The following is a 22,554-nucleotide window of genomic DNA, read 5'->3' on the forward strand; positions in this document are numbered from 1 at the left end:
GCACCGAGCGTGAGAGCGCTCTCACAGGTCGTCCGGCTCGAGCCGGACGCCTGCTGCGACGTGCGGTCAGGAGGTTCCGCCGCCGTCCCGCACCGACCAACCGCACCGCAGCACGCATGCGACACAAGGGAGTGAACGTGAAGATCAACCGCAGCCTGACCACCGCCGTGGCGGTCACGGCATCGATGGCACTGCTGGCCGGATGCGCCGGTGGAGCCGACGACGGCGCCGCCGGCTCGGGTGGGGCCCAGCCGGGTGAGGAGGTGACGCTCACCGTCACCACCTTCGGCACCTTCGGCTACGAGGACCTGTACGAGGAGTACGAGGCCACCCACCCGGGCGTCACCATCGAGGCCACCAACATCGACACCGGCGGCAACGCCCGCACCGACACCTTCACCAAGCTCTCCGCCGGCTCCGGTCTCTCCGACGTGGTGGCCATCGAGGAGGGCTGGCTGGGGGCCGTGATGGAGGTGTCGGACAACTTCGTCGACCTCCGCGAGCACGGCATCGAGGACCGCAAGGCCGACTGGGTCCCCTGGAAGTACGACCAGGCCACCGACCCCGAGGGTCGTGTGATCGGCTACGGCACCGACATCGGTCCCCAGGGCATCTGCTACTCCACCGAGGCCTTCGAGGCCGCGGGTCTCCCCACCGACCGCGAGGAGGTCGCCGAGCTGATGGGCGGGGACAGCGCCACCTGGGAGGGCTACTTCGAGCTCGGGGAGCAGTACCAGGAGGAGACCGGCAAGGCCTGGTACGACCACTCCGGGTTCGTCTGGAACGCCATGGTGAACCAGATGCCCGAGGGCTACTACAAGGCCGACGGCACGTTGAACGTCGAGGGCAACGCCGCGATGCGGGCCCAGTTCGACCTGCTGGGCCAGGCCACCGAGGGTGGCCTCTCGGCCAACCAGACCGCCTGGGACTGGAACAAGGGCAAGTCCTTCCTCGACGGCAGCTTCGCCACCTTCGTCTGCCCCGGCTGGATGCTCGGCGTGATGCAGGGCCAGATCGAGACCGCTGGCGGTGGTGCCGACAACGGCTGGGACTTCGCCGACGTCTTCCCCGGCGGTCCGGCCAACTGGGGCGGCGCCTTCCTGGCCGTGCCCGAGAGCTCGGAGAACGTCGACGCCGCCACCGAGCTCGCCAGCTGGCTGACCGAGCCCGAGCAGCAGGTGAAGCAGTCGGCCGCGGCCGGCAACTTCCCGAGCACCGTCGAGGCCCAGGCCACGCTGGCCGAGGAGGGGACCCCGAACGAGTTCTTCAACGGCGCCCCGACCGGCCAGATCCTCGCCGCCCGCGCCGAGGGCGTCCAGGCCCAGTTCAAGGGTCGTGACGACTCCCTCATCCAGGAGAACGTCTTCGGCCCCGCGCTGAAGAAGCTCGACGCCGGCAAGCTCGACACCGCCGGTGCCTGGGACGAGGCCGTCAACCTGCTCAACCAGGTCGTCGAGCAGTGACCACCACCGCTCCCCGGCTCGACGAGCGGGTCGCTCCGCCCGTCGGGCCGGGCGGGCGGGACCGCCTCACCCGGCGTCAGCGGATGTCCCGGTTCGACGTTAAGGTCTCGCCCTACCTCTACGTCTCCCCGTTCTTCCTGCTCTTCGCGCTGGTGGGGGCGTTCCCGCTGCTCTACACGCTGGTCGTCTCGCTGCACGAGTGGGACCTGCTCAAGGGGCAGGGCGAGTTCGTCGGGCTGGCCAACTTCGCCGAGGTCCTGGCCGACCCGATGTTCTGGAACTCCATCCGCAACACCGTCTCGATCTTCCTGCTCTCCGCCGTCCCGCAGCTGCTGGTGGCCCTGCTGGTCGCCTTCCTGCTGGACCAGGGGCTCCGCTCCGCCGGCTTCTGGCGGATGAGCGTGCTGGTGCCCTACGTCGTCACCCCGGTCGCGGTGGCGATCATCTTCTCCAGCGCCTTCAGCGAGGCCGACGGCCTGGTGAACAACCTGCTCAACGTGGTGGGCATCGAGGACCAGGCCTGGAAGAACGACCGGTTCCTGTCCAACGTGGCTATCGCGAGCATGGTCAACTGGCGCTGGACCGGCTACAACGCGCTGATCCTGCTGGCCGCCATGCAGGCCATCCCGCGCGAGCACCTCGAGTCCGCGGCCATCGACGGGGCGGGCGCGCTGCGCCGGTTCCTGTCGATCACGATCCCCGGCATCCGCCCCACCCTGATCTTCGTGGTGATCACCGCCACCATCGGCGGTCTGCAGATCTTCGCCGAGCCGCGGCTGTTCGACGTCTCCACCGCCGGGGGCATCGGCGGCTCGGACCGCCAGTTCCAGACCACCGTGCTGTTCATGTGGGAGATGGCCTTCTTCCGCCGCGACTTCGGCGAGGCCGCCGCCGTGGCCTGGCTGCTCTTCGTGCTGGTGGTCGGTATCGGCATGATCAACTTCGCCATCACCCGTCGCATCGCTGGAGGACGTCGATGACCGCCCTGGACACCCCCGCCACCGCCACCGCGCTGGTGGCGCCGCCCGCGGAGCCCGCTCCGCGGCGCCGCCGCCGGCCCGGGGCGGGCACGGCCGGTCTGGGCAGCCGTCCCGGCTTCCTGGTCTACGGCCTGCTGATCGCCTTCGTGGCCGGCTCGGTCTACCCGCTGTGGTGGTCCTTCGTGGTCGGCTCGACCAGCAACGCCACGGTGGGGGAGACCCTGCCGCTGCTGCCGGGTGGCAACTTCTTCGCCAACGCGGTCACCGTGCTGGACGCCATCCCGTTCTGGAAGGCGCTGGCCAACTCGGTGATCATCTCCGGGGTGATCACGCTCTCGGTGATCACCTTCTCCACGCTGGCCGGCTACGCCTTCGCCAAGCTGCGCTTCCGTGGCCGGGACGCGCTGATGATCACGGTGGTGGCCACCATGGCCATCCCCACCCAGCTGGGGATCATCCCGCTGTTCATCGTGATGCGTGAGCTCGGTTGGACCGGAACCCTGGGTGCGGTCATCGTGCCGAACCTGGTGACCGCCTTCGGGGTCTTCTTCATGCGCCAGTACCTGGTCGACGTGATCCCCGACGAGCTGGTCGAGGCCGCCCGGATGGACGGGGCCAACCAGCTCCGGACGTTCTGGCACGTGGCGGTGCCCGCCGCGCGACCGGCGATGGCCATCCTCGGTCTCTTCACCTTCATGATGGCCTGGACCGACTACCTGTGGCCGCTGGTCGTGCTCGGTCCCCGGAACCCGACCCTGCAGACGGCGCTCAGCCAGCTGCAGTCCGGCTACTACGTCGACTACTCGGTCGTGCTGACCGGGGCCGTGCTGGCCACCCTCCCGCTGCTGGTGCTCTTCGCGCTGGCCGGGCGGCAGCTGATCGCCGGCATCATGCAGGGGGCGGTGAAGGGATGAGCGCCACCTTCCCGACGTCCTTCCTCTGGGGGGCCGCCACCGCCGCCGCCCAGGTCGAGGGGGCCGCCACCGAGGACGGCAAGGGCGACTCCATCTGGGACGCCTTCGCCCGCGAGCCCGGCGCCGTCGCCGGCGGTGACACCCCTGCCGAGGGGGTCGACCACTACCACCGCAGCGCCGAGGACGTCGCCCTGATGCGCGCGCTGGGGCTCGGCTCCTACCGCTTCTCCACCAGCTGGGCCCGCGTCGTCCCCGACGGGCGCCGGGTCAACCCCGCCGGGCTGGACTTCTACTCCCGGCTGGTCGACCAGCTGCTGGAGGCCGAGATCCTGCCCTGGCTGACCCTCTACCACTGGGACCTGCCGCAGGCGCTGCAGGAGCAGGGCGGCTGGACCGACCGCGAGACCGCCCTCCGCTTCGCCGACTACGCCGAGGCGGTGCACGACCGGCTGGGTGACCGGGTGCAGCACTGGACCACCTTCAACGAGCCGCTGTGCTCGGCGCTGATCGGCCACGTCGGGGGCGAGCACGCACCCGGCTGGACCGACCCCGTCGCCGGGCTGGCCGCGGTGCACCACCAGCACCTGGCCCACGGGCTGGCCGTGCGCCGGCTCCGCGAGCTCGCCGGTGAGAGGGCGATCAGCGTCGGGATCACCCTGAACCTGACCAACGCCGTCCCGCACGACCCCGACGACCCCGCCGACCTGGACGCCGCCCGGCGGCTGGACGGGCTGTGGAACCGGCTGTTCCTCGAGCCGGTGCTGCTGGGCCGCTACCCCGAGGACGTGCTGGCCGACGTCGAGCACCTGGGCCTGACCGACCACGTCCGACCCGGCGACCTGGAGACGGTGGCCGCCCCGATCGACTTCCTGGGCGTGAACCACTACCACGACGACAACGTCTCCGGGCGGCCGCCGGCCCCGGGGGAGCCGCCCTCGCTGAGGCCCACCGACCGCCCGGGGCGCTCCCCGTTCCCCGGCAGCGAGCACCTGACGTTCCCCAGCCGCGGGCTGCCCCGCACGGCCATGGGCTGGGAGGTGAACCCCGACGGCCTGCGCGAGCTTCTGGTGCGGCTCGGCCGGGAGTACCCCGGGGCGCCGCCGCTCTACGTCACCGAGAACGGCTCGGCCTGGGACGACGTCGTCGAGGACGGCGCGGTGCACGACACCGAGCGGGTGGCCTACCTGCACGCCCACCTGGACGCCGTCGCGCAGGCCATCACCGAGGGGGCCGACGTCCGCGGCTACTTCGTCTGGTCGCTGCTGGACAACTTCGAGTGGGCCTGGGGCTACGACAAGCGCTTCGGCATCGTGCACGTCGACCGTGCGACCATGGCCCGGACGCCCAAGGACAGCGCCCTGGCGTACGCGGCGGTGATCGCCGCGGCCCGGGCGGACGGGACGGCCGGTGCGCCGAGGGTGCCGGAGCGGGACGCGGCCGTGCCCGTCGGGGGCAGCGGCAGCAGGTGAGGACGAGGAGCGGCGGATGAGCACCCAGGACGCGGTGGCGGGGGCGCCCACGCTGGAGATGGTCGCCGCCAGGGCCGGGGTGTCGCGGGCCACCGTGTCCCGGGTGGTCAACGGCTCGCCGCGGGTCTCGCCCGAGGTGGTCAGCGCCGTCCAGAGCGCCATCGAGGCCCTGGAGTACGTGCCCAACCGCGCTGCCCGGTCGCTGGTCAGCCGGCGCACCCAGGCCGTCGCGCTGGTGATGCCGGAGTCCACCGCCAAGGTCTTCGCCGACCCGTTCTTCGCCTCCATCGTGCAGGGCGTCGCCCTGTGCCTGGCCGGCACCGAGTACACGATGACCCTGCTGATCGAGTCGGAGGTGCAGTCGGCCAAGACCCGGCGCTTCCTGCTCAGCGGCAACGTGGACGGCGCGCTGGTGGTCTCCCACCACGTCGGCGACCACTCCTACCTCGGGCTGACCGGTGGGCTGCCGGTGGTGATGGGCGGTCGGCCGCTGGTCCCGGTGCAGGGCGTGCGCCACGTGGTGGACGTCGACAACGTGGCCGCCAGCGAGATGGCCGTCGACCACCTGGTGGACCGCGGACGCCGCCGGCTGGCCACCATCGCCGGCCCGCAGGACATGCCGCCGGGGCTGGACCGCCTGGACGGCTGGCGCCGCGCGGTGGCCCGGCACGGCCTGCCCGACGACCTGGTCGAGCTGGGGGACTTCACCCCGGGATCCGGGGCGGGGGCGATGGCGCGGCTGCTGCAGCGCGAGCCACGGCTGGACGGGGTGTTCGCCGCCAACGACCAGATGGCCATCGGCGCCTACTCCGCGCTGGCCGCGGCGGGGCTCCGGGTACCGGAGGACGTGGCCGTGGTCGGCTTCGACGACGACCGCTTCGCCGCCACCGCCCACCCGGCGCTGACCACGGTGCACCAGCCCCTGGTCGAGATGGGCACGACGATGGCGCAGGTCCTGCTGCGGCTGCTGGCCGGGGAGGACGTCGAGGAGCGGACCGTGCTGGGCACCGAGCTGGTGGTCCGCCGCAGCACGGCGGGCTGAGCCCCGCCGGGGCGGGTCACCCGACCAGCGGGGGCGGTCGGGTGGGGGCTCAGCGGGGCCTGGACATGACGGCCTGCAGCGCCGCCTTGACCCGGGAGGGGACCACCGCGGCGGTGGCGTCCAGCAGACGTCCGGTGGGGGTGGCCGGCACCACCTGCCGCTTCCCCTCGAACAACCCCTGGACGCCGGCGCGGGCGGTGGCCCCGGGGTCGTCCTTGGGCATCCGCCCGAGCAGCGAGCTGGTCAGCCCGGACCGCCGCCAGAAGGCGCTCTCGGTGGCTCCCGGCCGCAGCAGCGTCACGCTCACCCCGGTGTCGGCCAGCTCGGTCTGCAGGGCCTCGGTGAAGGACTGCACGAAGGACTTCGAGGCGTTGTAGGTGGCCTGGTAGGGACCGGGCAGCCCGCTCACCACCGAGGACGTGACCAGCACCCGGCCGCGGCCGCGCTGCACCATGCCCGCGAGGAGGCCGTGCGCGAGCTGGACGGTACCGACCACGTCGACCCGCACCACCTCGAGGTGGGCCTGCACGGGGGAGTCGAGGAAGGCCCCGCCCTGCCCGATGCCCACGTTGAGCGCGGCCACCTCGAGCGGTGTGCCCAGCCCGTCGACGACGTCGAGCAGCTCCTGCACCCCCTGCTCGGTGCCCAGGTCGGCATGCACCGGGTGGGTGACCACACCGCTGCGTCCCAGCCGGTTGACCGCCTCGTCCAGCGGTTCGTCGGCGCACAGCACCAGGTCGTGGCCGCGACGCCCCAGCTCGCGGGCGATCTCCAGCCCGATGCCGGTGCTGCTGCCGGTGACGAGGGCGAGGGGTCGTGTGCTCATGCCCCCTTTCCTACCCGACGACCACCAGCCGGGTGCCCCCGGGCTCCGGGCAGCTGCCACCGACATCGGCACCCCGTCGGCGTGGCTGCCGCGCAGGCGGGGTAGAACTGGGTCCGTGAGCCGCAACACCCGCCTCGTGGAGGCCTCCCCCGACCAGGTCTGGTCCGTGCTGTCCGACGGCTGGCTCTACTCGTCGTGGGTGGTGGGAGCGGCCCGGATCCGGCAGGTCGAGCCCGACTGGCCGGCCGTGGGCAGCCGCATCCACCACAGCGCAGGCCTCTGGCCGCTGATGATCGACGACCACAGCGAGGTGCTGGAGGCCGACCCGCCCCGGCGGCTGGTGCTGCGGGCCCGCGGCTGGCCGGCCGGGGAGGCGCAGGTCACCGTCCTGCTGCACCCGCAGGGGGCGCACACCGAGGTCGAGATCCTCGAGGACGCCGTCCGCGGACCGGGCGTGCTCGTCCCCCGTCCGGTGCGAAGCGTGGCGATCGGCCTGCGCAACACCGAGACCCTCCGCCGGCTCGCGCTGATCGCCCAGGGCCGACCGTGAGCAGCACGCCCGACGCCGTCGTGATCGGCGCGGGTCCCAACGGCCTGGTGGCGGCCAACGCGCTGGTCGACGCGGGCTGGTCGGTGCTGGTGCTCGAGGCCCAGCCGGAGCCCGGTGGAGCGGTGCGCAGCAGCGAGGACGTCCACCCCGGTTTCGTGCACGACACCTTCAGCTCCTACTACCCGCTGGCCGCCGCCTCCCCGACCATCCAGGGGCTGCAGCTGGAGGACCACGGGCTGGTCTGGCGGCGGGCACCCGCGGTGCTCGGTCACCCCCGCCCCGACGGCGGCTGGGCGCTGCTGCACCCCGACCGGCAGGTGACCGCGGCGCTGATGGACGAGCAGCACCGCGGCGACGGCGCGGAGTGGCTGCGGGTCTGCGAGCAGTGGGACGCCGTCGGCGACCAGCTGGTGCGGGCGCTGATCACACCGTTCCCACCGGTGCGGCACGGGTTGGGCCTCCTGGCCCGGCTGCCGCGCGTCGGGGGGCTCCAGTTCGTCCGGACCCTGCTCACCCCCGCCACCGACCTGGCCCGCCGCTTCGGCGGTGACTCACCGGGGCTGCTGCTGGCCGGCAACGCCGCCCACACCGACGTCCCGCTGGACGCCGCCGGGTCGGGGCTGATGGGGCTGCTGCTCACCATGCTGGGCCAGACCGTGGGCTACCCGGTGCCCGAGGGGGGCGCCGGGGCGCTGACGCGGGCCCTGGTCCGGCGGCTGGAGTCGCGTGGCGGTGAGCTGCGCTGCTCCAGCCGCGTGGAGCACGTCGAGGTGGTGCACGGCCGCGCGGTCGCCGTGCGCACCGAGCAGGGGGAGCGGGTGCCGGTGGGCCGGGCCGTGCTGGCCGACGTCCTCGCCCCCGCCCTGTACCGGCGGCTGCTGGACGAGGGGGACGTCCCCGCGCGCACCCACCGGGCGCTGGAGCGCTTCCAGCTCGACCCCGGCACGGTCAAGGTGGACTGGGCCCTGGACGGCCCGGTCCCGTGGCGGGAGACCCCGGCCCACGCCCCGGGCACGGTGCACGTCGGCGGCTCGCTGGCCGACATGAACCAGTCGCTGGGGCAGGTGGCCAGCGGGAGCATCCCCGAGCACCCGTTCCTGCTGATGGGCCAGACCACCACCGCCGACCCGACCCGTTCGCCGGCGGGCACCGAGGCGGCCTGGGCCTACACCCACGTCCCCCAGCCGCACGCCGACGGGGCCGACGCCCCCGACGCCGGCGCCGACAGCCCCTCCGGGCGGGTGACGGGTCGCTGGGACCGCGACGACAACGAGCGGTTCGCCGACCGGATGCAGCAGCGGATCGAGGCCCTGGCCCCCGGCTTCGGGGACCGCGTGCTCAGCCGCCGGGTGACCGGGCCGCACGAGATGCAGGCCGCCGACGAGAACCTGGCCGGCGGGGCGATCAACGGCGGCACCGCCCAGCTGCACCAGCAGCTCGTCTTCCGCCCCGTGCCCGGTCTCGGTCGCGCGGAGACCCCGGTGGCCGGGCTGTTCCTGGCCTCCGCCTCGGCCCACCCCGGTGGCGGGGTGCACGGGGCGCCGGGGAAGAACGCCGCCCGCGCGGCCCTGGCCGCCGCACGCACCGGCCGCCTCCCGCGCCGCCCCTGAGCCGCGCGTCCGGCGCCTGCCGGTCGGCGGCGACGGCCCGGCGGGTCAGGCCGCGAGCAGCACCGAGAGCGCGGCGGTGTCCGCGTCGGACCAGGGGTCGAGCTCGCCCCGGTTGACCAGCCGGGTCACCGTGCCGTCGACGTCGGCCTCGACCCAGCTGGCGCGGTGGTCCAGACCGAGGTGGGGCAGACCGGGCAGCAGGATGCACCCGGAGGCCACCTCGTGGTCGGGGACGCTGGAGACGGTCGACGCCGGTGGGTGCAGCACCAGCAGCGCGAGCGGCTGCGGCGGGTGGATGGAGCCGGGCTCCAGCGCGTCGGGACCGACCAGCGTCCCCTCGGCGAGGACCAGCCCGACCGCCCTCGGCGCGGGGTCGTCCAGGGACTCCTCGCTCACGCGGAAGACGGTGGTGGTGCGCAGCAGCCCCGGCACGGCGGCCATCCGCACGGTCAGGGCCAGCACCTTCGACCACTCCACCAGGTCGTCGGGCCACCTCCCGCTGAGCAGGAACCCCGAGAGCACGCCCTCGGACTGCAGCGGCGCGACCTCGATCGCGTTGCGGTGACCACCCATGACGACCTCCTCCACCGGAGCTGGTCACCTCATGATCAGCCGCCGGCCGCGCCAGGGCAAGGACCGCCGCGTTGCGGTTGGGTGACGACCGCGCCCGGGGCCACGGCGCGGGACCGGAACTGTCGGTGGCCGGTGGCAGGGTCGGCCGCAGGAGCCGGGGGGCTCCCTGGAGAGGAGCAGGACCATGCACGTCGCCGTCACCACACCCACCGGGAACGTCGGATCGGTCGCCGCCCGCCTGCTGGTGCAGGCGGGCCTGAGGCCGCGTCTGCTGCTGCGGGACCCCGGGCGCCTCCCCGAGGACCTGGCCGCCCGCTGCGACGTGGTGGTGCTGGACCTGCAGGACCCCGACGCGGTCGTCCGGGCCACGGCCGGTCTCGACGCCCTGCTGTGGATCCAGCCCGACACCGGCGCCGAGGACCCCGTCGAGCAGCACCGGGTGCTGGCGCGGACGGCGGCCCGCGCGGTCGGTGAGAACGGCATCGCCCACCTGGTGCTGCAGAGCAGCGTGGGCGCCGAGGCCCGACACGGCTTCGGCGAGATCGACGGGCTCGGTGCGGCCGAGGACGAGCTGTCACGGGCCACCTCGGGGCTCACCGTGCTGAGGTGCGGCTACTTCTTCACCAACCTGCTGATGGACCTGCCCGCGATCGCCGACGGGGTGCTGGCCACCACCATGCCGCTCGACCTGCCGCTGGCCTGGGTCGACCCGGCCGACGTGGCCACCGTGGCCGTGCTGCGGCTGCTGGCGCCGGCACCGACGCAGCCGGTCGTCCAGGCGGTGCTCGGCCCGCACGACCTGTCCCACACCCAGGCCGCGGAGGTGCTGACCGCTGCCCTGGGACGTCCGGTCCGGGCCGAGCGGGTCGACGAGGAGGACGTCGCCGGGCAGCTCCGCGCCCTCGGGTTCGCCGAGCCCCGGGTGCAGGCGGTCGTCGGGATGGCCCGGGGGATGGCCTCGGGGTTCGTGCCCGAGACCCCGCGCGACGTCACCAGCACCACGTCCAGCACCCTGCGGGGCTGGGCCTCGGCCGTGCTGCTCCCGGTCCTGGACCCCGCGCGGGGGTGAGGGGAGTCTCAGTCGGAGACGCGGATCACGATCTTGCCGCGGGTGTGTCCCTGCTGGCTGAGCTCCATGGCCCGTGCGGCCTCAGCCAGGTCGACCACCTCGGCCACCGGGACGCGGAGCCGGCCGGCCTCGGTCAGCGCGGTCAGCTGCGCCAGCTGCTCGCGGTCCGGGCGGACCCAGACCCACCGGCCGCCGTGCTCCTGCACCCCGGGGTCGGCCACCGAGACCAGTCGGCCACCGTCGGCGAGCACGTCCAGCGAGGGCTCCCGGACCCCGCCGACCAGGTCCGCGACGCCGTCCACCCCCTCGGGGGCGAGGGCCTGCACCCGGTCGGCCAGGCCGTCGCCGTAGACCACCGGCTCCGCCCCGAGACCGCGGAGGAAGTCGTGGTTGGTCTCCGAGGCCGTCCCGATGACCCGGACGCCGCGCGCCACCGCGATCTGGGTGGCCAGCGCGCCCACCCCGCCGGCGGCAGCGTGCACCAGCACCGTCCTCCCGGCCGCCACGCCCAGCGCGTCCAGGACGCGGAGCGCGGTGCCCCCGGCCAGCGGCAGCCCGGCGGCCTCGTCCCAGCTCAGGGAGGCGGGCTTGCGGGCGACGCCGCGGACGCTGAAGGTGACCTGCTCGGCGAAGGTGCCGGCCTGGACCCAGTCCTTGCGGGCGTAGGCGAGCACCTCGTCGCCCTCGGCGAGCTCGGGGGTGTCCGGCCCGACCGCCTCGACCACGCCGGCCACGTCCCAGCCCGGGACGATCGGGAAGACGTGGGGCATCAGCCCGGTCAGGCCACCGGCCATCACCTTCCAGTCCACCGGGTTCACCGCCGCCCGGCGCACCCGGATCCGGACCTCACCGGGCCCGACGACGGGGACGGGGACGTCGGTCAGCCGGAGCACCTCCGGGCCCCCGAAGCGGTCGTAGGTCACTGCTCGCATCGTCTCGGTCATGGTGGCGACAACCGGCCCTCGCCGACGGCTGTTCCCCGCCGGGCCCTAGATTCGGCCACGTGACCGCCCCGATGACCCCCGACGTCCCCGCCGTCCCCGAGACCCGTCGCGACGAGACCGCCGACCTGCTGCACGGCCGGCTGGTCCCGGACCCGTACCGCTGGCTGGAGGACCCCGACTCCGCGGAGACGCGGGAGTGGGTGCGCCGGCAGAACGAGGCGACGGCGGCGGCCCTGGGCCGGCTCCCGCACCGGGACTGGTTCGCCGCGACGATGAGCACGCTGATGTCCCGCCCGACCCAGGGGACGCCCCGGCGCAGCCACGGCCTCTACCTGGTCAACCGCAACGACGGGACCCAGGCCCAGGACGTCTGGTACGCCGCGGACTCCCTGGAGGAGCTGGCACGCGGCGGTCACGTGCTGGTCGACCCGAACACGCTGGGCGACGGCCAGACCGCCGCCGTCGGGTCCCTCTCGGTCAGCCCGGACGGCTCGCTGGTCGCCTGGACCGTGAGCTTCGGCGGCTCGGACTGGCAGGAGGTCCGGGTCAGCACCCGCGACGGCGAGCCCCTGGACGAGCCGCCGGTCAGCTCCAAGTTCTCCCGACCCGTCTGGCTGCCCGACGGCCGCTCCTACCTCTACGTGGCCTACCCGCAGGCCGGGCGGGCCGAGTCCGCCGGGACCGAGACCTCCGACGTGGGCCGCGCGCACCTGATGCGGCACCGGCTCGGCACCGACCCGTCCACCGACGAGCTGGTGCACACCGACCCCGGCGAGGAGCGCCAGCAGGTGGCGGTGGAGGTCAGCGACGACGACCGCTGGCTGGTGATGTCGCTGTACCGGGGGACCGAGAACGTGAACCGGGTCTGGCTGTGGCCGATCGAGGCCGCGGAGGACGGGTCGGTCCTCGGTGAGCCGGTCACGGTGCTCGACGACGCCGACGCCGAGTACCTGCCGGTGGCGGTGGTGGCCGACCGGCTGCTGCTGCAGACCGACCTCGACGCCCCCCGCGGACGCGTCGTGGCCCTCGACCTGGCGGCCGTCCGTGCGGGGACGGACGTCCGGCTGGAGCCGGTGCTGGCCGAGGACGGGGCGACCCTGGAGGCGGTGGTCGTGGTGGGGGAGCGGCTGCTCACCAGCCGGCTGGTCGACGCCTCCCCGGTGCTGGAGCTGTTCGACCTCGACGGCACCCCGCGCGGGCGGCTGGACGTGCAGGGCGGGGCCGTGCTGGCGCTGGACGGCGACCCCTCCTCACCGGAGGGCTTCGTCGGCCTCTCCACGGTGACCGAGCCGGTGCGGAGCTGGCGGGTGGACAGCGGGGACGGCACGGTCCGGGCGCTGCCGGGCCCGCCGGAGGGCGACGGCCCGGCGCTGCCCGTGCTGGACGTGGTCACCAGCCGCGAGCGGGCGGTCAGCGCCGACGGCACGGAGGTGCCCTACTTCCTGGTGCGCCGCCGTGGCGACGACGGTCCGCGTCCGACCCTGCTGTGGGGCTACGGCGGCTTCAAGATCCCGGTCCACGCCGACTACCGGCCGGGCTGGTCGGCCTGGTTGGCCGCCGGCGGCGCGGTGGCCATCGCGAACCTGCGCGGGGGCGGTGAGTTCGGGACGGAGTGGTACGAGCAGGGCCGGCTGGGCGCCAAGCAGAACGTCTTCGACGACTTCGTGGCCGTGGGCGAGCACCTGCTGGCCTCCGGCGCCACCGGCCCCGGTCAGCTGGTCATCCACGGCCGCAGCAACGGCGGTCTGCTGGTCGGCGCGGTGATGACCCAGCGGCCCGACCTGGCCGCGGTCGCCCTGCCCTCGGTGGGGGTGCTGGACATGTTCCGCTTCCATCTCTTCACCATCGGAGGCGCCTGGCGCTCCGACTACGGCGACCCCGGCGACCGCGACGACTTCGAGGTGCTCCGCCGCTACTCCCCGCTGCACAACGTGCGGCCGGGGACGCGCTACCCGGCGACCCTGGTCACCACCGGCGACCACGACGACCGCGTGGTGCCGCTGCACTCGCACAAGTTCGTGGCCGCTCTGCAGGAGGCCCAGGCGGGCGGGGCCCCGGTGCTGACGCGGGTGGACACCGACGCCGGCCACGGCGCCGGGCGCCCGCGGGCCAAGGTGGCCGCCGAGTGGGCCGACCAGCTGGCCTTCGCCGCAGCCCACACCGGGCTGGTGCCGCCGAGCCCGGGGGAGACCCTCAGCTGAACCAGCGGGTGGGCGGGCCCAGCGCGAGCAGGACGGCGAACACCACCGCCAGCACCACCAGCGTCACCGCGGCCGACACCAGCGGGCGGGCCAGCAGCGCGCCGACCAGCCGTTCCAGCGGTCCGCCCGGTGGGGAGGCCGGCAACCGCCACCGCTCGCCGACCAGGTCGCGACGTCGGGCCCATCGCTCGAAGGGGATGCTGGCGAAGGGGAGCACCGCCGAGCCGAGGCCAAGCAGCGTGGTGCCCGCCCGCCAGCGGCCGTCCACCGCGACGAGCACCGTGGTCACCAGGTAGGTCAGGAACACGAAGCCGTGCAGACCGCCGCCGATGCTCACCACCACGTCGGTGGTGCGGGTCAGGTACTTCAGCACCATCCCCAGGAGCAGCAGAGCCCAGGTCAGGGACTCAGCGACCGCCACCCCCCGGTGCAGACGACGTGGGCTCATGCCGGCTCCTCTCTCGCTCACGGCCCGGCAGCCTACGGGGTCGCGTCCGGTCGGCGTCGTCGTCGCAGGCGCTCGGCCAGCACCCCGGTGAGGTCGCCCAGCTCGGGGCTGCGCAGCAGCCACAGCACGAGCAGGTACACCACCGCGACCACGCCGGCGCTCGCCAGCAGACCGAGGAGCTGCCACGGCGTCGAGGGGTCCGCACCGCCGAGCCGCTCCGCGAGACCCAGCCAGGCCGCCGTCCCGCCGGCCAGCAGCGCGGCCACGGCCAGCCTGAGGCTGGTCCACCCGAGGGAGCGCAGGTCGACGGCCCGGTGTCGGCGGGAGAGCTGGACGAGCAGCACCACCGCACCCAGGGCCAGGGACGCCGAGGTGGAGACCGAGAGCCCGATCACCCCGTAGCGCACCCCGAGCGTCAGGTCCCCGGCCACGTTGGTGACCATGATGACCACCGAGGTGACCAGGGTGGAGCGGGCGTCGCCCAGAGCGAGCGAGGCCCGGGAGGCGATGGTGCGCAGCCCGAGCACCGTGGCGCCGAGGGCGTACCCCGTGACGGCCACCGCGGTGAGGGCGACGTCGGCCTGGTCGAAGGCCCCGCGGCCGAAGGCCAGCCCGATGATCGGGCCCGCGGCGACCACCAGCACCGTCGTGACCGGCACCAGCAGGGACAGCACCACCCGCAGCGCCCGGTCCACCAGCCCGCGCAGCTCGGCACGCCGCTCCGGGTCGGTGGCGGCGCTGAAGGCGGGGAAGACGGCGGCGGCCACGGTCAGCACCACGACGGTGTTGGCCAGCGTCACCACGCGCCAGCCGAACGTGAGGGCGGTGATCACGCCCTCGCCCTGGGCGGACCCGACGGCCCGGTCGACCAGGGTGTTCACGTTCACCACCGCCGAGGTCACCATCAGGGCGGGCAGCAGGTGGAGGACCTCGCGGAAGTCGGTACCGGTCCAGCGCAGCCGCGGCCTCAGCCGCCAGCCCATCGACCTCAGCGGCGGGAGCTGCAGCAGCATCCGCACCACCGAGCCGAGCACGAAGCCCACCGCCAGCGCCGGCACCCCGAGGCGGGTACCCAGCAGCAGCGTGGTCGCGATCATGACCAGGTTGAACCCGATGCCCTCCAGACCGGAGAAGAAGAACCGTCCGTCGGCCTGGGCGGCGGCGGCCAGCAAGTCGCTGGTGGCGACCACCACGGTGGCCACCAGCAGCACCCGGGTGAGGAGCACGGCCGTCTCCGCGGTGCCCGGGTCGAAGCCCGGCGCCACCACGCGCACCACCACCGGCACGGCCGCGTACATCACCACGGACCCGCTCACCAGCACGACGGCGGCGCTGGTCAGGGCCACCTGCACGGTCCGGTTCGCCCGGGCGGAGTCGTCGGCCTCGAAGGCGCGGGTGAGGGAGGGCACCACGGCCCGCGCCATCGCGGTGGCGACCAGGGTGAACACCAGGTTCATCAGCCCGAGGGCCACCAGGTAGGCGTCGAGCGCGGCCGCGGCCCCGAACACCGCGGCGATGACGGCGTCGCGCACCAGCCCGAGCAGCTGGCTCGCCACGGTCAGCAGCATCAGCAGGCCGGCGGCCCGCGACACGGCGCGCTTGCCGGCCAAACCCGCCCCCTGTGTCGTCTAATGAAGCCGTGCCGACCGACGACGCCGAGGACGCGCGCCGCACCCGACCGGGCGGCGCGGAGGTCCGGAGGTGCCGGTGAGCAGCGGTCAGCCTATACCGGTCGTCGTCGTCGGGCTGGGGTCCGTCGCGGGGCTGCAGACCGCCCGGCTGCTGGCCGCACGGGGCGTGCCGGTGGTCGGGATCACCAGCGACCGCAACCACTTCGGCGCCCGCACGCGGGTCTGCCGCGAGGTCCACGAGGCCGACATCCACGGCGGTGGGTTCCTGCAGCTGCTGGACCGGTTGCGGATCCGCCCCCGCTTCGGCGCGGGAGCGGTGCTGGTGCCCTGCACCGACCAGGCGGCGCTGCTGGTCTCCGAGCACCGCGAGCAGCTGGCGCCCACCTACCGCACGAGCCTGGCCCCGCACGAGACGATGGTGATGCTGGCGGACAAGGCGGGCTTCGCCCGGTTCACCGCCGAGCTCGGCCTCACCACGCCGCGGACGCTCGTGCTGACCACCCGTGCCGACGCCGAGCACGCGGCAGCCACCCTGCGCTTCCCGCTGGTGGTCAAGCCCAGCATCAAGGACGCCCGCTGGAAGGCCGGGGCCAACGAGAAGGTCCGTCGGGCCCCCGACGCGGCGGCGCTGCTGTCGGCGTGGGAGGAGCTGTCACCGTGGTCGGACCGCCTGGTGGTGCAGGAGTTCGTCCCGGGTGGTGAGGAGGAGCTCTACACCTGCAACGCCTACTTCGACGCCCGCTCGCGCCCCCTGGCCACCTACGTGAGCCGCAAGGTCCGCCAGTGGCCGGCCGGGGTGGGCACCGCCTCGCTGGCCCGCTCGGTCCGCGACGAGGGGCTGGTGCAGCTGACCACCCAGCTGTTCGGCGCCGCCGGCTTCACCGGGCTGGCCTACCTGGAGGTCAAGCGGGACCGGCGTGACGGCAGCTGGTCGCTGATCGAGGCCAACGTCGGCCGACCCACGGGCCGCTCGGCGATGGCCGAGGCGGGCGGGGTCGAGCTGCTGATGACGATGTACGCCGACGTGCTGGGCCTGCCGCTGCCCGGCCGGCGGCTGCAGGGGGACAGCGCGGTCGGCTGGATCGACGACCGCCGCGACCTGCTGGCCTCGCTGCGCCTGGCCCGGCGCGGGGAGCTGACGCCGAGGGCCTGGGTCGGCTCCGTGCGGGGGCCGAAGGTGCACGCCGTGGCCTCGCTGCGCGACCCGCTGCCCGGCGTGCTCGAGGTGACCCAGTCCTCCGCAAAGTACCTGCGGCGCCGGGTGCCGGGTCCGGCCCCGACCCCCGTGGTCGTCGCCTCCACGGCGATCGGACGCTGGCGCTCCCGTCAGGAGCCGGGCGACGCCGTCTCGGGCCAGCTGCTCACCCCGGCCCTGCCCGAGGCGGGCTGAGCCGACCTGGAGCGTGCGGGGCGGGCCGGGCCCCTCCGACCGTAGGGTGGGCAGGGTGGAGCAGCTACCGATCTCGTCGAGGTACCGCAGCCGGCCCGACGAGCCGGTCAGCGAGGATGAGCGCACCGAGCTCAACGCCCGGCTGAACACCGCCTACACCGACGGCAGCCTGGCCGAGGACGACTACCGGGCCCGGATGGACACCCTCTTCGCCGCCACCACGCTGGGCGAGCTGGTCCCGGTGGTGCAGGGGCTCGCGCCCGCCCCCACCCACGCCCAGCCGGCGATCGTCTCCCAGCAGGGACGCCCCGGCGAGCTCAGCGAGAGCCGTCGCCCCGGCGGGATGGCGGTCGGGGTCGCCGCCGCGGTGGTGGCGGGCGGCATCCTCGTGGCCGTGCTGCTGGTGCTGCTGCTCCTGCTCTGAGCGACGCCCGGTCGCGCTGACCGCTCCGGACGTCCTCAGGGGGTGCGGGTCAGCCGGGTGCGGAGCACGTCGTCCTTGGTCGGGCCGGTGGTCACCCAGGTGACGTCCACGCGCCGCCGGTCCGGGCCGACCTCGACCAGCCCGCGGTAGTGGTCGGCCCCGCAGAGGTGGTCCACCCACGTCCCCGGTACCCACGGGTGGAAGGGACGCCCGTCCTCGAAGGTCACCTCCCACCCCCGGCCGGCGGGACGGACCTGTAGCGTTCGGTGCACCGGTACCGTCCGGCCCTGCCAGACCAGGAGACCGGACTCGGCCCAGACCAGGCCGTCGGGACCGGGCTCGATGCGCAGGGTGCCGGTGACGGTGCCGGACCGGCCGTGGCGACGGTCCTGCACGGTGCGCTCCAGGTGCCAGCGCCCGACCAGCTCGGTCGGCTCCGGGCCGGGTCGGGTGTCGTCCACGCGGGCGATCCTGCCACGGTGGGACCGTCTCCTGGTGCCGTAGCCCGGGCCCCGACGGATGGGTGGGAACGCGGTGATTAACGCGACAAAGACGTTTCGGATCGACGTTCTTCCGGCCATTTCGCTCGACTACGATCGACGTCGTGCCCGGCCAAGTCATCACCCAGCAGAAGATCATGGACCACGTCCTGCGCCTGGGTGACCTGTACCCGCCGATCGCCCTCTCCTCGGTCGACCGCACCGTGAAGAACCCCCGCCTCGTCAGCCAGCGCTTCGGCCACGTCCTGGACTACCTCGCCCGCGTCGAGCTCGAGGTGGACCGCAACGTGCTCGAGCTGCTGGTGCTGCTGCCCGACGTGACGGAGGTCGACCGGGTCTTCTACGCCGACGTCTGGCAGCCCCAGGAGATCCAGCACGGCCTGATCCTGGACCGGCTGCAGACCGACCTCGGCCAGCCGCCGGCCGAGCCGGTGCTCGAGGTGTCGGTCAAGATGAAGATCCTCGGGGCGCTCAGCCACCTCCGCCCGATCCAGGACATCACCCGGCTGCTGTACTACCTCACCGGCGCGAGCACCGAGCGCCAGGCCGTGCTGGCCTACAACACCTTCACCAAGGGCCTCAACCAGATGGGGGAGGACGCCATCTCCAAGACCATCATCGGCCCGATCAAGCAGCAGGAGCCGGGCCACTTCGCCTTCTACAAGATGTCGGCGACGGCCCTGGTGCAGAGCGGTCGGATGAAGCCGTGGCAGCTGTACCTGGCGCGCCAGCTGCGCGGCATCAGCTACAACCTGGTCGGTACCAACGCGATGGAGCGCTACAAGATGCAGATGGGCGGCGTGATGAACGCCCTGGGCTACGACCAGGACCTGCACGACTACGCCCGCGAGATCGGCCGGCTGGAGGCCAAGCTGCTGTGGGCCCACCACCAGGGGATGGAGTTCCCGCAGTACGTGATGCGCGCGCTCCGGGAGTCCGTTGAGCTCTACGCCGAGAAGGGCCTCGGGGCCCGCGCGACCAGCTGATCGTCCCCGTCGCCGGGATTTGGGTGCTGCCGCGGTGATGGCGTAGGCTGCATCGTCGGTCACCCGTGCCGGGAGGCCACCACATCCACCACGATCCGCAGGGCACCGGCGAGAGCTGGACAGCTGCGGAGGATTTCGAGAGGTAATGGCGAAGAAGGAAGGCGCACTCGAGCTCGAGGGCACTGTCGTCGACGCGCTCCCCAACGCGATGTTCCGCGTGGAGCTGGCCAACGGTCACACCGTCCTGGCCACCATCAGCGGCAAGATGCGGCAGCACTACATCCGCATCCTCAAGAGCGACCGGGTCGTCGTCGAGCTCTCGCCCTACGACCTCGATCGTGGCCGGATCGTCTACCGGCACAAGTGATCGAGCAGGTCTCGCACCGTCCACCACAGGCCGCCCGGCCCTCCTCCGTCCTCCGACGGGGGTCGACCACGGCCTCGACCAAGAAAGCAGCTCGATGAAGGTTCAGCCGAGCGTCAAGAGAATCTGCGACAAGTGCAAGGTCATCCGCCGGCACGGTCGCGTGATGGTGATCTGCGACAACCCGCGGCACAAGCAGCGTCAGGGCTGACCTGAGGCTGCCGCCACGGCGCAGCGAGCACCACCCGCCGCCAGGCGGGGCCCACCCCGGTGGGCGACGACCAACAGCGTGGACGCACCCCGGTGAACGCACCGGGTCCACCCTCGGACGAAGGCCGAGGCCCCGGCTCCGCACGGAGCGAGGGGACGCGTCACGCCAGACACCTTCGCGGTCTCCAGAGCTGGAAACTCGATCGGCCCACCCGGGCCGGGACCGGAACTGAAAGGGAACGCCGTCATGGCACGTCTCATCGGTGTGGACCTCCCGCGCGACAAGCGCCTCGAGGTCGCACTCACCTACATCTTCGGCGTGGGGCGCACCCGCGCGCTGGAGACCCTGGAGGCCACGCAGATCAGTGGTGACCTCCGCGTCCACGAGCTGAGCGACGACCAGCTGGTCGCCCTCCGCGACCACATCGAGGCGAGCTACCAGGTCGAGGGTGACCTGCGCCGCGAGGTGGCCGCCGACATCCGCCGCAAGGTCGAGATCGGTTCCTACCAGGGCCGACGTCACCGCAGCGGGCTCCCCGTCCGCGGTCAGCGCACCCGCACCAACGCGCGTCAGCGCAAGGGCAAGCGCAAGGCCGTCGCCGGCAAGAAGAAGACCCGCTGACGCCCTTGACGGGCGCCGCGCCCCGCACCTGCGGGCGCCGCGGCACAGCGGTCCGGACGCGAGACACCCAGCGAACTCCAGGAGAGACCAGAACACATGGCTACAGCAGGCCGTAACGCCGGCGCCAAGAAGGTGCGCCGCAAGGAGAAGAAGAACGTGGTCGCAGGCCACGCTCACATCAAGAGCTCGTTCAACAACACCATCGTGACCATCACCGACCCGACCGGCGCCGTCATCGCCTGGGCCTCCTCGGGCACGGTGGGCTTCAAGGGCTCCCGCAAGTCGACCCCGTTCGCGGCGCAGATGGTGGCCGAGTCCGCCGGGCGCCGGGCGATGGAGCACGGCATGAAGCGCGTCGAGGTCTTCGTCAAGGGCCCCGGCCCGGGCCGTGAGACCGCCATCCGTTCCCTCGGTGCCGTCGGGCTGGAGGTCGGGGCCATCTCCGACGTCACCCCGGTGCCGCACAACGGCTGCCGCCCGCCCAAGCGCCGCCGCATCTGACGGCCCGAGAAGAAGCAGAGGACTAACGATGGCCCGTTACACCGGCCCCATGACCAAGAAGTCCCGTCGACTCGGGACCGACCTGGTCGGCAACGACAAGGCGTTCGAGCGCCGCCCCTACCCCCCGGGTGTCCACGGCCGAGGCCGCACCAAGGACTCCGAGTACTCGCTGCAGCTGCGTGAGAAGCAGAAGGCCCGCTTCTCCTACGGCGTGATGGAGAAGCAGTTCCGTCGCTACTACGCGGAGGCCAACCGGCAGGCCGGCAAGACCGGTGACATCCTGCTGCAGATCCTCGAGTCCCGTCTGGACAACGTGATCTACCGCGCCGGCTTCGCCAACACCCGCCGCCAGGCCCGCCAGCTGGTCGTCCACGGCCACTTCCTGGTCAACGGCCAGAAGGTGAACATCCCCTCCTACCGGGTGAGCGCCCACGACGTCGTCGACGTCCGGGAGAAGTCGCTCAACCTGCACCCGCTGGTCGTGGCTCGTGAGACCCACGGCGAGCGCGAGGTCCCGGCCTGGATGGACGCCCGTCCCAACCGGATGCGCGTCCTGATCCACTCGCTCCCGACGCGTCAGCAGATCACCGTCGACGTCCAGGAGCAGCTGATCGTGGAGCTCTACTCCAAGTGAGCACGTGACGGCGGGCCCTCCCGAGGGCCCGCCGTCCCTCCTCGCCCCTTCGGGGGCACCCCGCCCGTGCCGGATGCACGGGCGGTACCACGTCCTCAAATAGTGGTCGACGTGGGGAAGGAACCCGAACATGCTGATCGCACAGCGCCCCACCCTCTCCGAAGAGGTCGTCTCCGACTACCGCTCGCGGTTCGTGATCGAGCCCCTCGAGCCCGGTTTCGGCTACACCCTCGGCAACTCGCTGCGTCGCACCCTGCTGTCCTCCATCCCGGGCGCGGCCGTGACGAGCATCAAGATCGACGGCAACCTGCACGAGTACTCCACCATCGAGGGCGTCGTCGAGGACGTCACCGAGATCATCCTGAACCTCAAGGGTCTGGTGGTCTCCTCGGAGGAGGACGAGCCCGTCACCATGTACCTGCGCAAGGCCGGTGCCGGTGCCGTGACCGCCGCGGACATCGCCCCGCCGACCGGTGTCGAGGTGCACAACCCCGACCTGCACCTGGCCACCCTGAACGACAACGGCAAGCTCGAGATGGAGCTCGTGGTCGAGCGCGGCCGTGGCTACGTCTCCGCGGTGCAGAACAAGAACATCGACGCCGAGATCGGCCGCATCCCGGTCGACTCGATCTACTCCCCGGTGCTCAAGGTGACCTACAAGGTCGAGGCCACCCGCGTCGAGCAGCGCACCGACTTCGACCGCCTCGTGGTCGACGTCGAGACCAAGCAGGCCATCACCCCGCGTGACGCCGTCGCCTCGGCCGGCCGCACCCTGGTCGAGCTGTTCGGTCTGGCGCACGAGCTGAACGTCGAGGCCGAGGGCATCGAGATCGGCCCGTCGCCGGTGGACGAGCAGCTGGCCGCCGACCTGGCGCTGCCGGTGGAGGACCTGAACCTCAGCGTCCGCTCCTACAACTGCCTGAAGCGCGAGGGCATCCACACGGTCAGCGAGCTGGTCTCGCGCAGCGAGCAGGACCTGCTGGACATCCGCAACTTCGGCTCCAAGTCGATCGACGAGGTGAAGGAGAAGCTGGCCGAGATGGGTCTGTCGCTCAAGGACAGCGCCCCCGGCTTCGACCCGCTGACCGCCGTCGGCCGCTTCGACGAGACCGCCGAGGACGACGTCGACTACGCCGAGACCGAGCAGTACTGACGTACTGACGTCGACGCCGAGCAGTACCGACTACTCGCCTCACGCATTGG

24 protein-coding genes are annotated in these 22,554 nt (G+C 73.0%); 18 read left to right on the plus strand and 6 right to left on the minus strand.

All coding sequences use genetic code 11. The features are described 5' to 3' along the window. Positions 1–137 precede the first annotated feature (137 nt). From BLT52_RS08160 to BLT52_RS08180, 5 genes are read left to right on the plus strand one after another with little or no spacing between them, the layout of a single operon-like run. A complete protein-coding gene (locus BLT52_RS08160; protein WP_197679253.1) occupies positions 138–1,463 on the plus strand; it encodes an ABC transporter substrate-binding protein in 1,326 nt (441 codons plus the stop codon). Then, positions 1,460–2,443, plus strand: a complete 984-nt coding sequence (locus BLT52_RS08165; protein ID WP_231946556.1) for a carbohydrate ABC transporter permease — start codon at positions 1,460–1,462, stop codon at positions 2,441–2,443. The genes BLT52_RS08160 and BLT52_RS08165 overlap by 4 nt, the downstream gene beginning before the upstream one ends. Then, positions 2,440–3,357, plus strand: a complete 918-nt coding sequence (locus BLT52_RS08170) for a carbohydrate ABC transporter permease (protein WP_090592269.1) — start codon at positions 2,440–2,442, stop codon at positions 3,355–3,357. Before BLT52_RS08165 ends, BLT52_RS08170 begins: the two co-directional genes overlap by 4 nt. Further along, complete coding sequence (locus tag BLT52_RS08175) at positions 3,354–4,826, plus strand: glycoside hydrolase family 1 protein (RefSeq protein ID WP_090592271.1); 1,473 nt, start codon at positions 3,354–3,356, stop codon at positions 4,824–4,826. The genes BLT52_RS08170 and BLT52_RS08175 overlap by 4 nt, the downstream gene beginning before the upstream one ends. 16 nt (positions 4,827–4,842) lie before the next feature. Continuing rightward, positions 4,843–5,868: a LacI family DNA-binding transcriptional regulator gene (locus BLT52_RS08180; protein ID WP_090592272.1), complete on the plus strand. Its 1,026-nt coding sequence runs from the start codon at positions 4,843–4,845 to the stop codon at positions 5,866–5,868. A 49-nt stretch (positions 5,869–5,917) separates the two neighbouring features. Here the strand turns inward: BLT52_RS08180 and BLT52_RS08185 are convergent, their stop codons facing one another. Beyond that, on the minus strand, positions 5,918–6,694 hold the full coding sequence (locus BLT52_RS08185) for an SDR family NAD(P)-dependent oxidoreductase (RefSeq protein ID WP_090592275.1): 777 nt from the start codon (positions 6,692–6,694) through the stop codon (positions 5,918–5,920). Between the two features lie 115 nt (positions 6,695–6,809). Between BLT52_RS08185 and BLT52_RS08190 the strand changes: the two genes are divergently transcribed. Beyond that, complete coding sequence (locus BLT52_RS08190; protein WP_090592277.1) at positions 6,810–7,244, plus strand: SRPBCC family protein; 435 nt, start codon at positions 6,810–6,812, stop codon at positions 7,242–7,244. Continuing rightward, positions 7,241–8,854: a phytoene desaturase family protein gene (locus BLT52_RS21670; RefSeq protein WP_090592279.1), complete on the plus strand. Its 1,614-nt coding sequence runs from the start codon at positions 7,241–7,243 to the stop codon at positions 8,852–8,854. Before BLT52_RS08190 ends, BLT52_RS21670 begins: the two co-directional genes overlap by 4 nt. A gap of 45 nt (positions 8,855–8,899) precedes the next feature. Here the strand turns inward: BLT52_RS21670 and BLT52_RS08200 are convergent, their stop codons facing one another. Further along, the gene (locus tag BLT52_RS08200; RefSeq protein ID WP_090596480.1) at positions 8,900–9,427 is read right to left on the minus strand and encodes a peptidase; all 528 of its coding nucleotides are present in this window, start codon (positions 9,425–9,427) and stop codon (positions 8,900–8,902) included. A gap of 184 nt (positions 9,428–9,611) precedes the next feature. Here BLT52_RS08200 and BLT52_RS08205 point away from each other — a divergent pair, with 184 nt between their 5' ends. Then, positions 9,612–10,496 carry an NAD(P)H-binding protein gene (locus tag BLT52_RS08205; protein WP_090592281.1) on the plus strand — a complete coding sequence of 295 codons (885 nt, stop codon included), beginning with the start codon at positions 9,612–9,614 and terminating at the stop codon, positions 10,494–10,496. Positions 10,497–10,504: 8 nt separating this feature from the next. On the opposite strand, the gene BLT52_RS08210 is transcribed toward BLT52_RS08205, so the two are convergent. Then, complete coding sequence (locus BLT52_RS08210; RefSeq protein ID WP_090596482.1) at positions 10,505–11,428, minus strand: NADP-dependent oxidoreductase; 924 nt, start codon at positions 11,426–11,428, stop codon at positions 10,505–10,507. 71 nt (positions 11,429–11,499) lie between these two features. Between BLT52_RS08210 and BLT52_RS08215 the strand changes: the two genes are divergently transcribed. After that, entirely contained in the window at positions 11,500–13,641 is a 2,142-nt protein-coding gene (locus tag BLT52_RS08215; protein WP_231946557.1) for a prolyl oligopeptidase family serine peptidase, read from the plus strand. Here BLT52_RS08215 and BLT52_RS08220 read toward each other — a convergent pair. After that, entirely contained in the window at positions 13,634–14,089 is a 456-nt protein-coding gene (locus BLT52_RS08220; RefSeq protein WP_090592283.1) for a DUF3817 domain-containing protein, read from the minus strand. The genes BLT52_RS08215 and BLT52_RS08220 overlap by 8 nt on opposite strands. Before the next feature lie 32 nt (positions 14,090–14,121). Continuing rightward, entirely contained in the window at positions 14,122–15,699 is a 1,578-nt protein-coding gene (gene murJ / locus BLT52_RS08225; RefSeq protein WP_090592285.1) for a murein biosynthesis integral membrane protein MurJ, read from the minus strand. 97 nt (positions 15,700–15,796) lie between these two features. Here murJ and BLT52_RS08230 point away from each other — a divergent pair, with 97 nt between their 5' ends. Further along, positions 15,797–17,110, plus strand: coding sequence for a carboxylate--amine ligase (locus tag BLT52_RS08230; RefSeq protein WP_172804013.1), 1,314 nt, complete (start codon positions 15,797–15,799; stop codon positions 17,108–17,110). 55 nt (positions 17,111–17,165) lie between these two features. Then, positions 17,166–17,534 carry a DUF1707 SHOCT-like domain-containing protein gene (locus tag BLT52_RS08235; RefSeq protein ID WP_157677032.1) on the plus strand — a complete coding sequence of 123 codons (369 nt, stop codon included), beginning with the start codon at positions 17,166–17,168 and terminating at the stop codon, positions 17,532–17,534. A gap of 35 nt (positions 17,535–17,569) precedes the next feature. Here BLT52_RS08235 and BLT52_RS08240 read toward each other — a convergent pair whose 3' ends face one another. Then, positions 17,570–17,995, minus strand: coding sequence for a DUF6314 family protein (locus BLT52_RS08240; RefSeq protein ID WP_090592292.1), 426 nt, complete (start codon positions 17,993–17,995; stop codon positions 17,570–17,572). Positions 17,996–18,138: 143 nt separating this feature from the next. On the opposite strand from BLT52_RS08240, the gene BLT52_RS08245 reads away from it, so the two are divergent. From BLT52_RS08245 to BLT52_RS08275, 7 genes are all read left to right on the plus strand, one after another. Continuing rightward, a complete protein-coding gene (locus BLT52_RS08245; RefSeq protein WP_090592295.1) occupies positions 18,139–19,020 on the plus strand; it encodes a GTP-binding protein LepA in 882 nt (293 codons plus the stop codon). 145 nt (positions 19,021–19,165) lie between these two features. Beyond that, positions 19,166–19,387, plus strand: coding sequence for a translation initiation factor IF-1 (gene infA / locus BLT52_RS08250; RefSeq protein WP_090592297.1), 222 nt, complete (start codon positions 19,166–19,168; stop codon positions 19,385–19,387). Between the two features lie 94 nt (positions 19,388–19,481). Further along, complete coding sequence (gene rpmJ / locus BLT52_RS08255) at positions 19,482–19,595, plus strand: 50S ribosomal protein L36 (RefSeq protein WP_020490683.1); 114 nt, start codon at positions 19,482–19,484, stop codon at positions 19,593–19,595. 246 nt (positions 19,596–19,841) lie between these two features. Continuing rightward, entirely contained in the window at positions 19,842–20,216 is a 375-nt protein-coding gene (rpsM, locus tag BLT52_RS08260; protein WP_090592299.1) for a 30S ribosomal protein S13, read from the plus strand. A gap of 96 nt (positions 20,217–20,312) precedes the next feature. Beyond that, positions 20,313–20,717, plus strand: a complete 405-nt coding sequence (gene rpsK, locus BLT52_RS08265) for a 30S ribosomal protein S11 (RefSeq protein WP_090592301.1) — start codon at positions 20,313–20,315, stop codon at positions 20,715–20,717. A 28-nt stretch (positions 20,718–20,745) separates the two neighbouring features. After that, entirely contained in the window at positions 20,746–21,351 is a 606-nt protein-coding gene (rpsD, locus tag BLT52_RS08270) for a 30S ribosomal protein S4 (protein WP_090592303.1), read from the plus strand. 130 nt (positions 21,352–21,481) lie between these two features. Next, entirely contained in the window at positions 21,482–22,504 is a 1,023-nt protein-coding gene (locus BLT52_RS08275) for a DNA-directed RNA polymerase subunit alpha (protein WP_090592306.1), read from the plus strand. Positions 22,505–22,554 lie beyond the last annotated feature (50 nt).

It is taken from the genome of Auraticoccus monumenti (assembly GCF_900101785.1).
Classification (GTDB): Bacteria; Actinomycetota; Actinomycetes; order Propionibacteriales; family Propionibacteriaceae; genus Auraticoccus; species Auraticoccus monumenti.

What these genes read in the sequence shown, in the direction of transcription:
- BLT52_RS08170 (WP_090592269.1), top strand. Translation starts at nt 2,440, where the DNA reads ATGACCGCCCTGGACACCCCCGCCACCGCCACCGCGCTGGTGGCGCCG.
- BLT52_RS08175 (WP_090592271.1), top strand. Translation starts at nt 3,354, where the DNA reads ATGAGCGCCACCTTCCCGACGTCCTTCCTCTGGGGGGCCGCCACCGCC.
- BLT52_RS08180 (WP_090592272.1), top strand. Translation starts at nt 4,843, where the DNA reads ATGAGCACCCAGGACGCGGTGGCGGGGGCGCCCACGCTGGAGATGGTC.
- BLT52_RS08185 (WP_090592275.1), bottom strand. Translation starts at nt 6,694, where the DNA reads ATGAGCACACGACCCCTCGCCCTCGTCACCGGCAGCAGCACCGGCATC.
- BLT52_RS08200 (WP_090596480.1), bottom strand. Translation starts at nt 9,427, where the DNA reads ATGGGTGGTCACCGCAACGCGATCGAGGTCGCGCCGCTGCAGTCCGAG.
- BLT52_RS08205 (WP_090592281.1), top strand. Translation starts at nt 9,612, where the DNA reads ATGCACGTCGCCGTCACCACACCCACCGGGAACGTCGGATCGGTCGCC.
- BLT52_RS08210 (WP_090596482.1), bottom strand. Translation starts at nt 11,428, where the DNA reads ATGCGAGCAGTGACCTACGACCGCTTCGGGGGCCCGGAGGTGCTCCGG.
- BLT52_RS08220 (WP_090592283.1), bottom strand. Translation starts at nt 14,089, where the DNA reads ATGAGCCCACGTCGTCTGCACCGGGGGGTGGCGGTCGCTGAGTCCCTG.
- infA (WP_090592297.1), top strand. Translation starts at nt 19,166, where the DNA reads ATGGCGAAGAAGGAAGGCGCACTCGAGCTCGAGGGCACTGTCGTCGAC.
- rpmJ (WP_020490683.1), top strand. Translation starts at nt 19,482, where the DNA reads ATGAAGGTTCAGCCGAGCGTCAAGAGAATCTGCGACAAGTGCAAGGTC.
- rpsM (WP_090592299.1), top strand. Translation starts at nt 19,842, where the DNA reads ATGGCACGTCTCATCGGTGTGGACCTCCCGCGCGACAAGCGCCTCGAG.
- rpsK (WP_090592301.1), top strand. Translation starts at nt 20,313, where the DNA reads ATGGCTACAGCAGGCCGTAACGCCGGCGCCAAGAAGGTGCGCCGCAAG.
- rpsD (WP_090592303.1), top strand. Translation starts at nt 20,746, where the DNA reads ATGGCCCGTTACACCGGCCCCATGACCAAGAAGTCCCGTCGACTCGGG.
- BLT52_RS08275 (WP_090592306.1), top strand. Translation starts at nt 21,482, where the DNA reads ATGCTGATCGCACAGCGCCCCACCCTCTCCGAAGAGGTCGTCTCCGAC.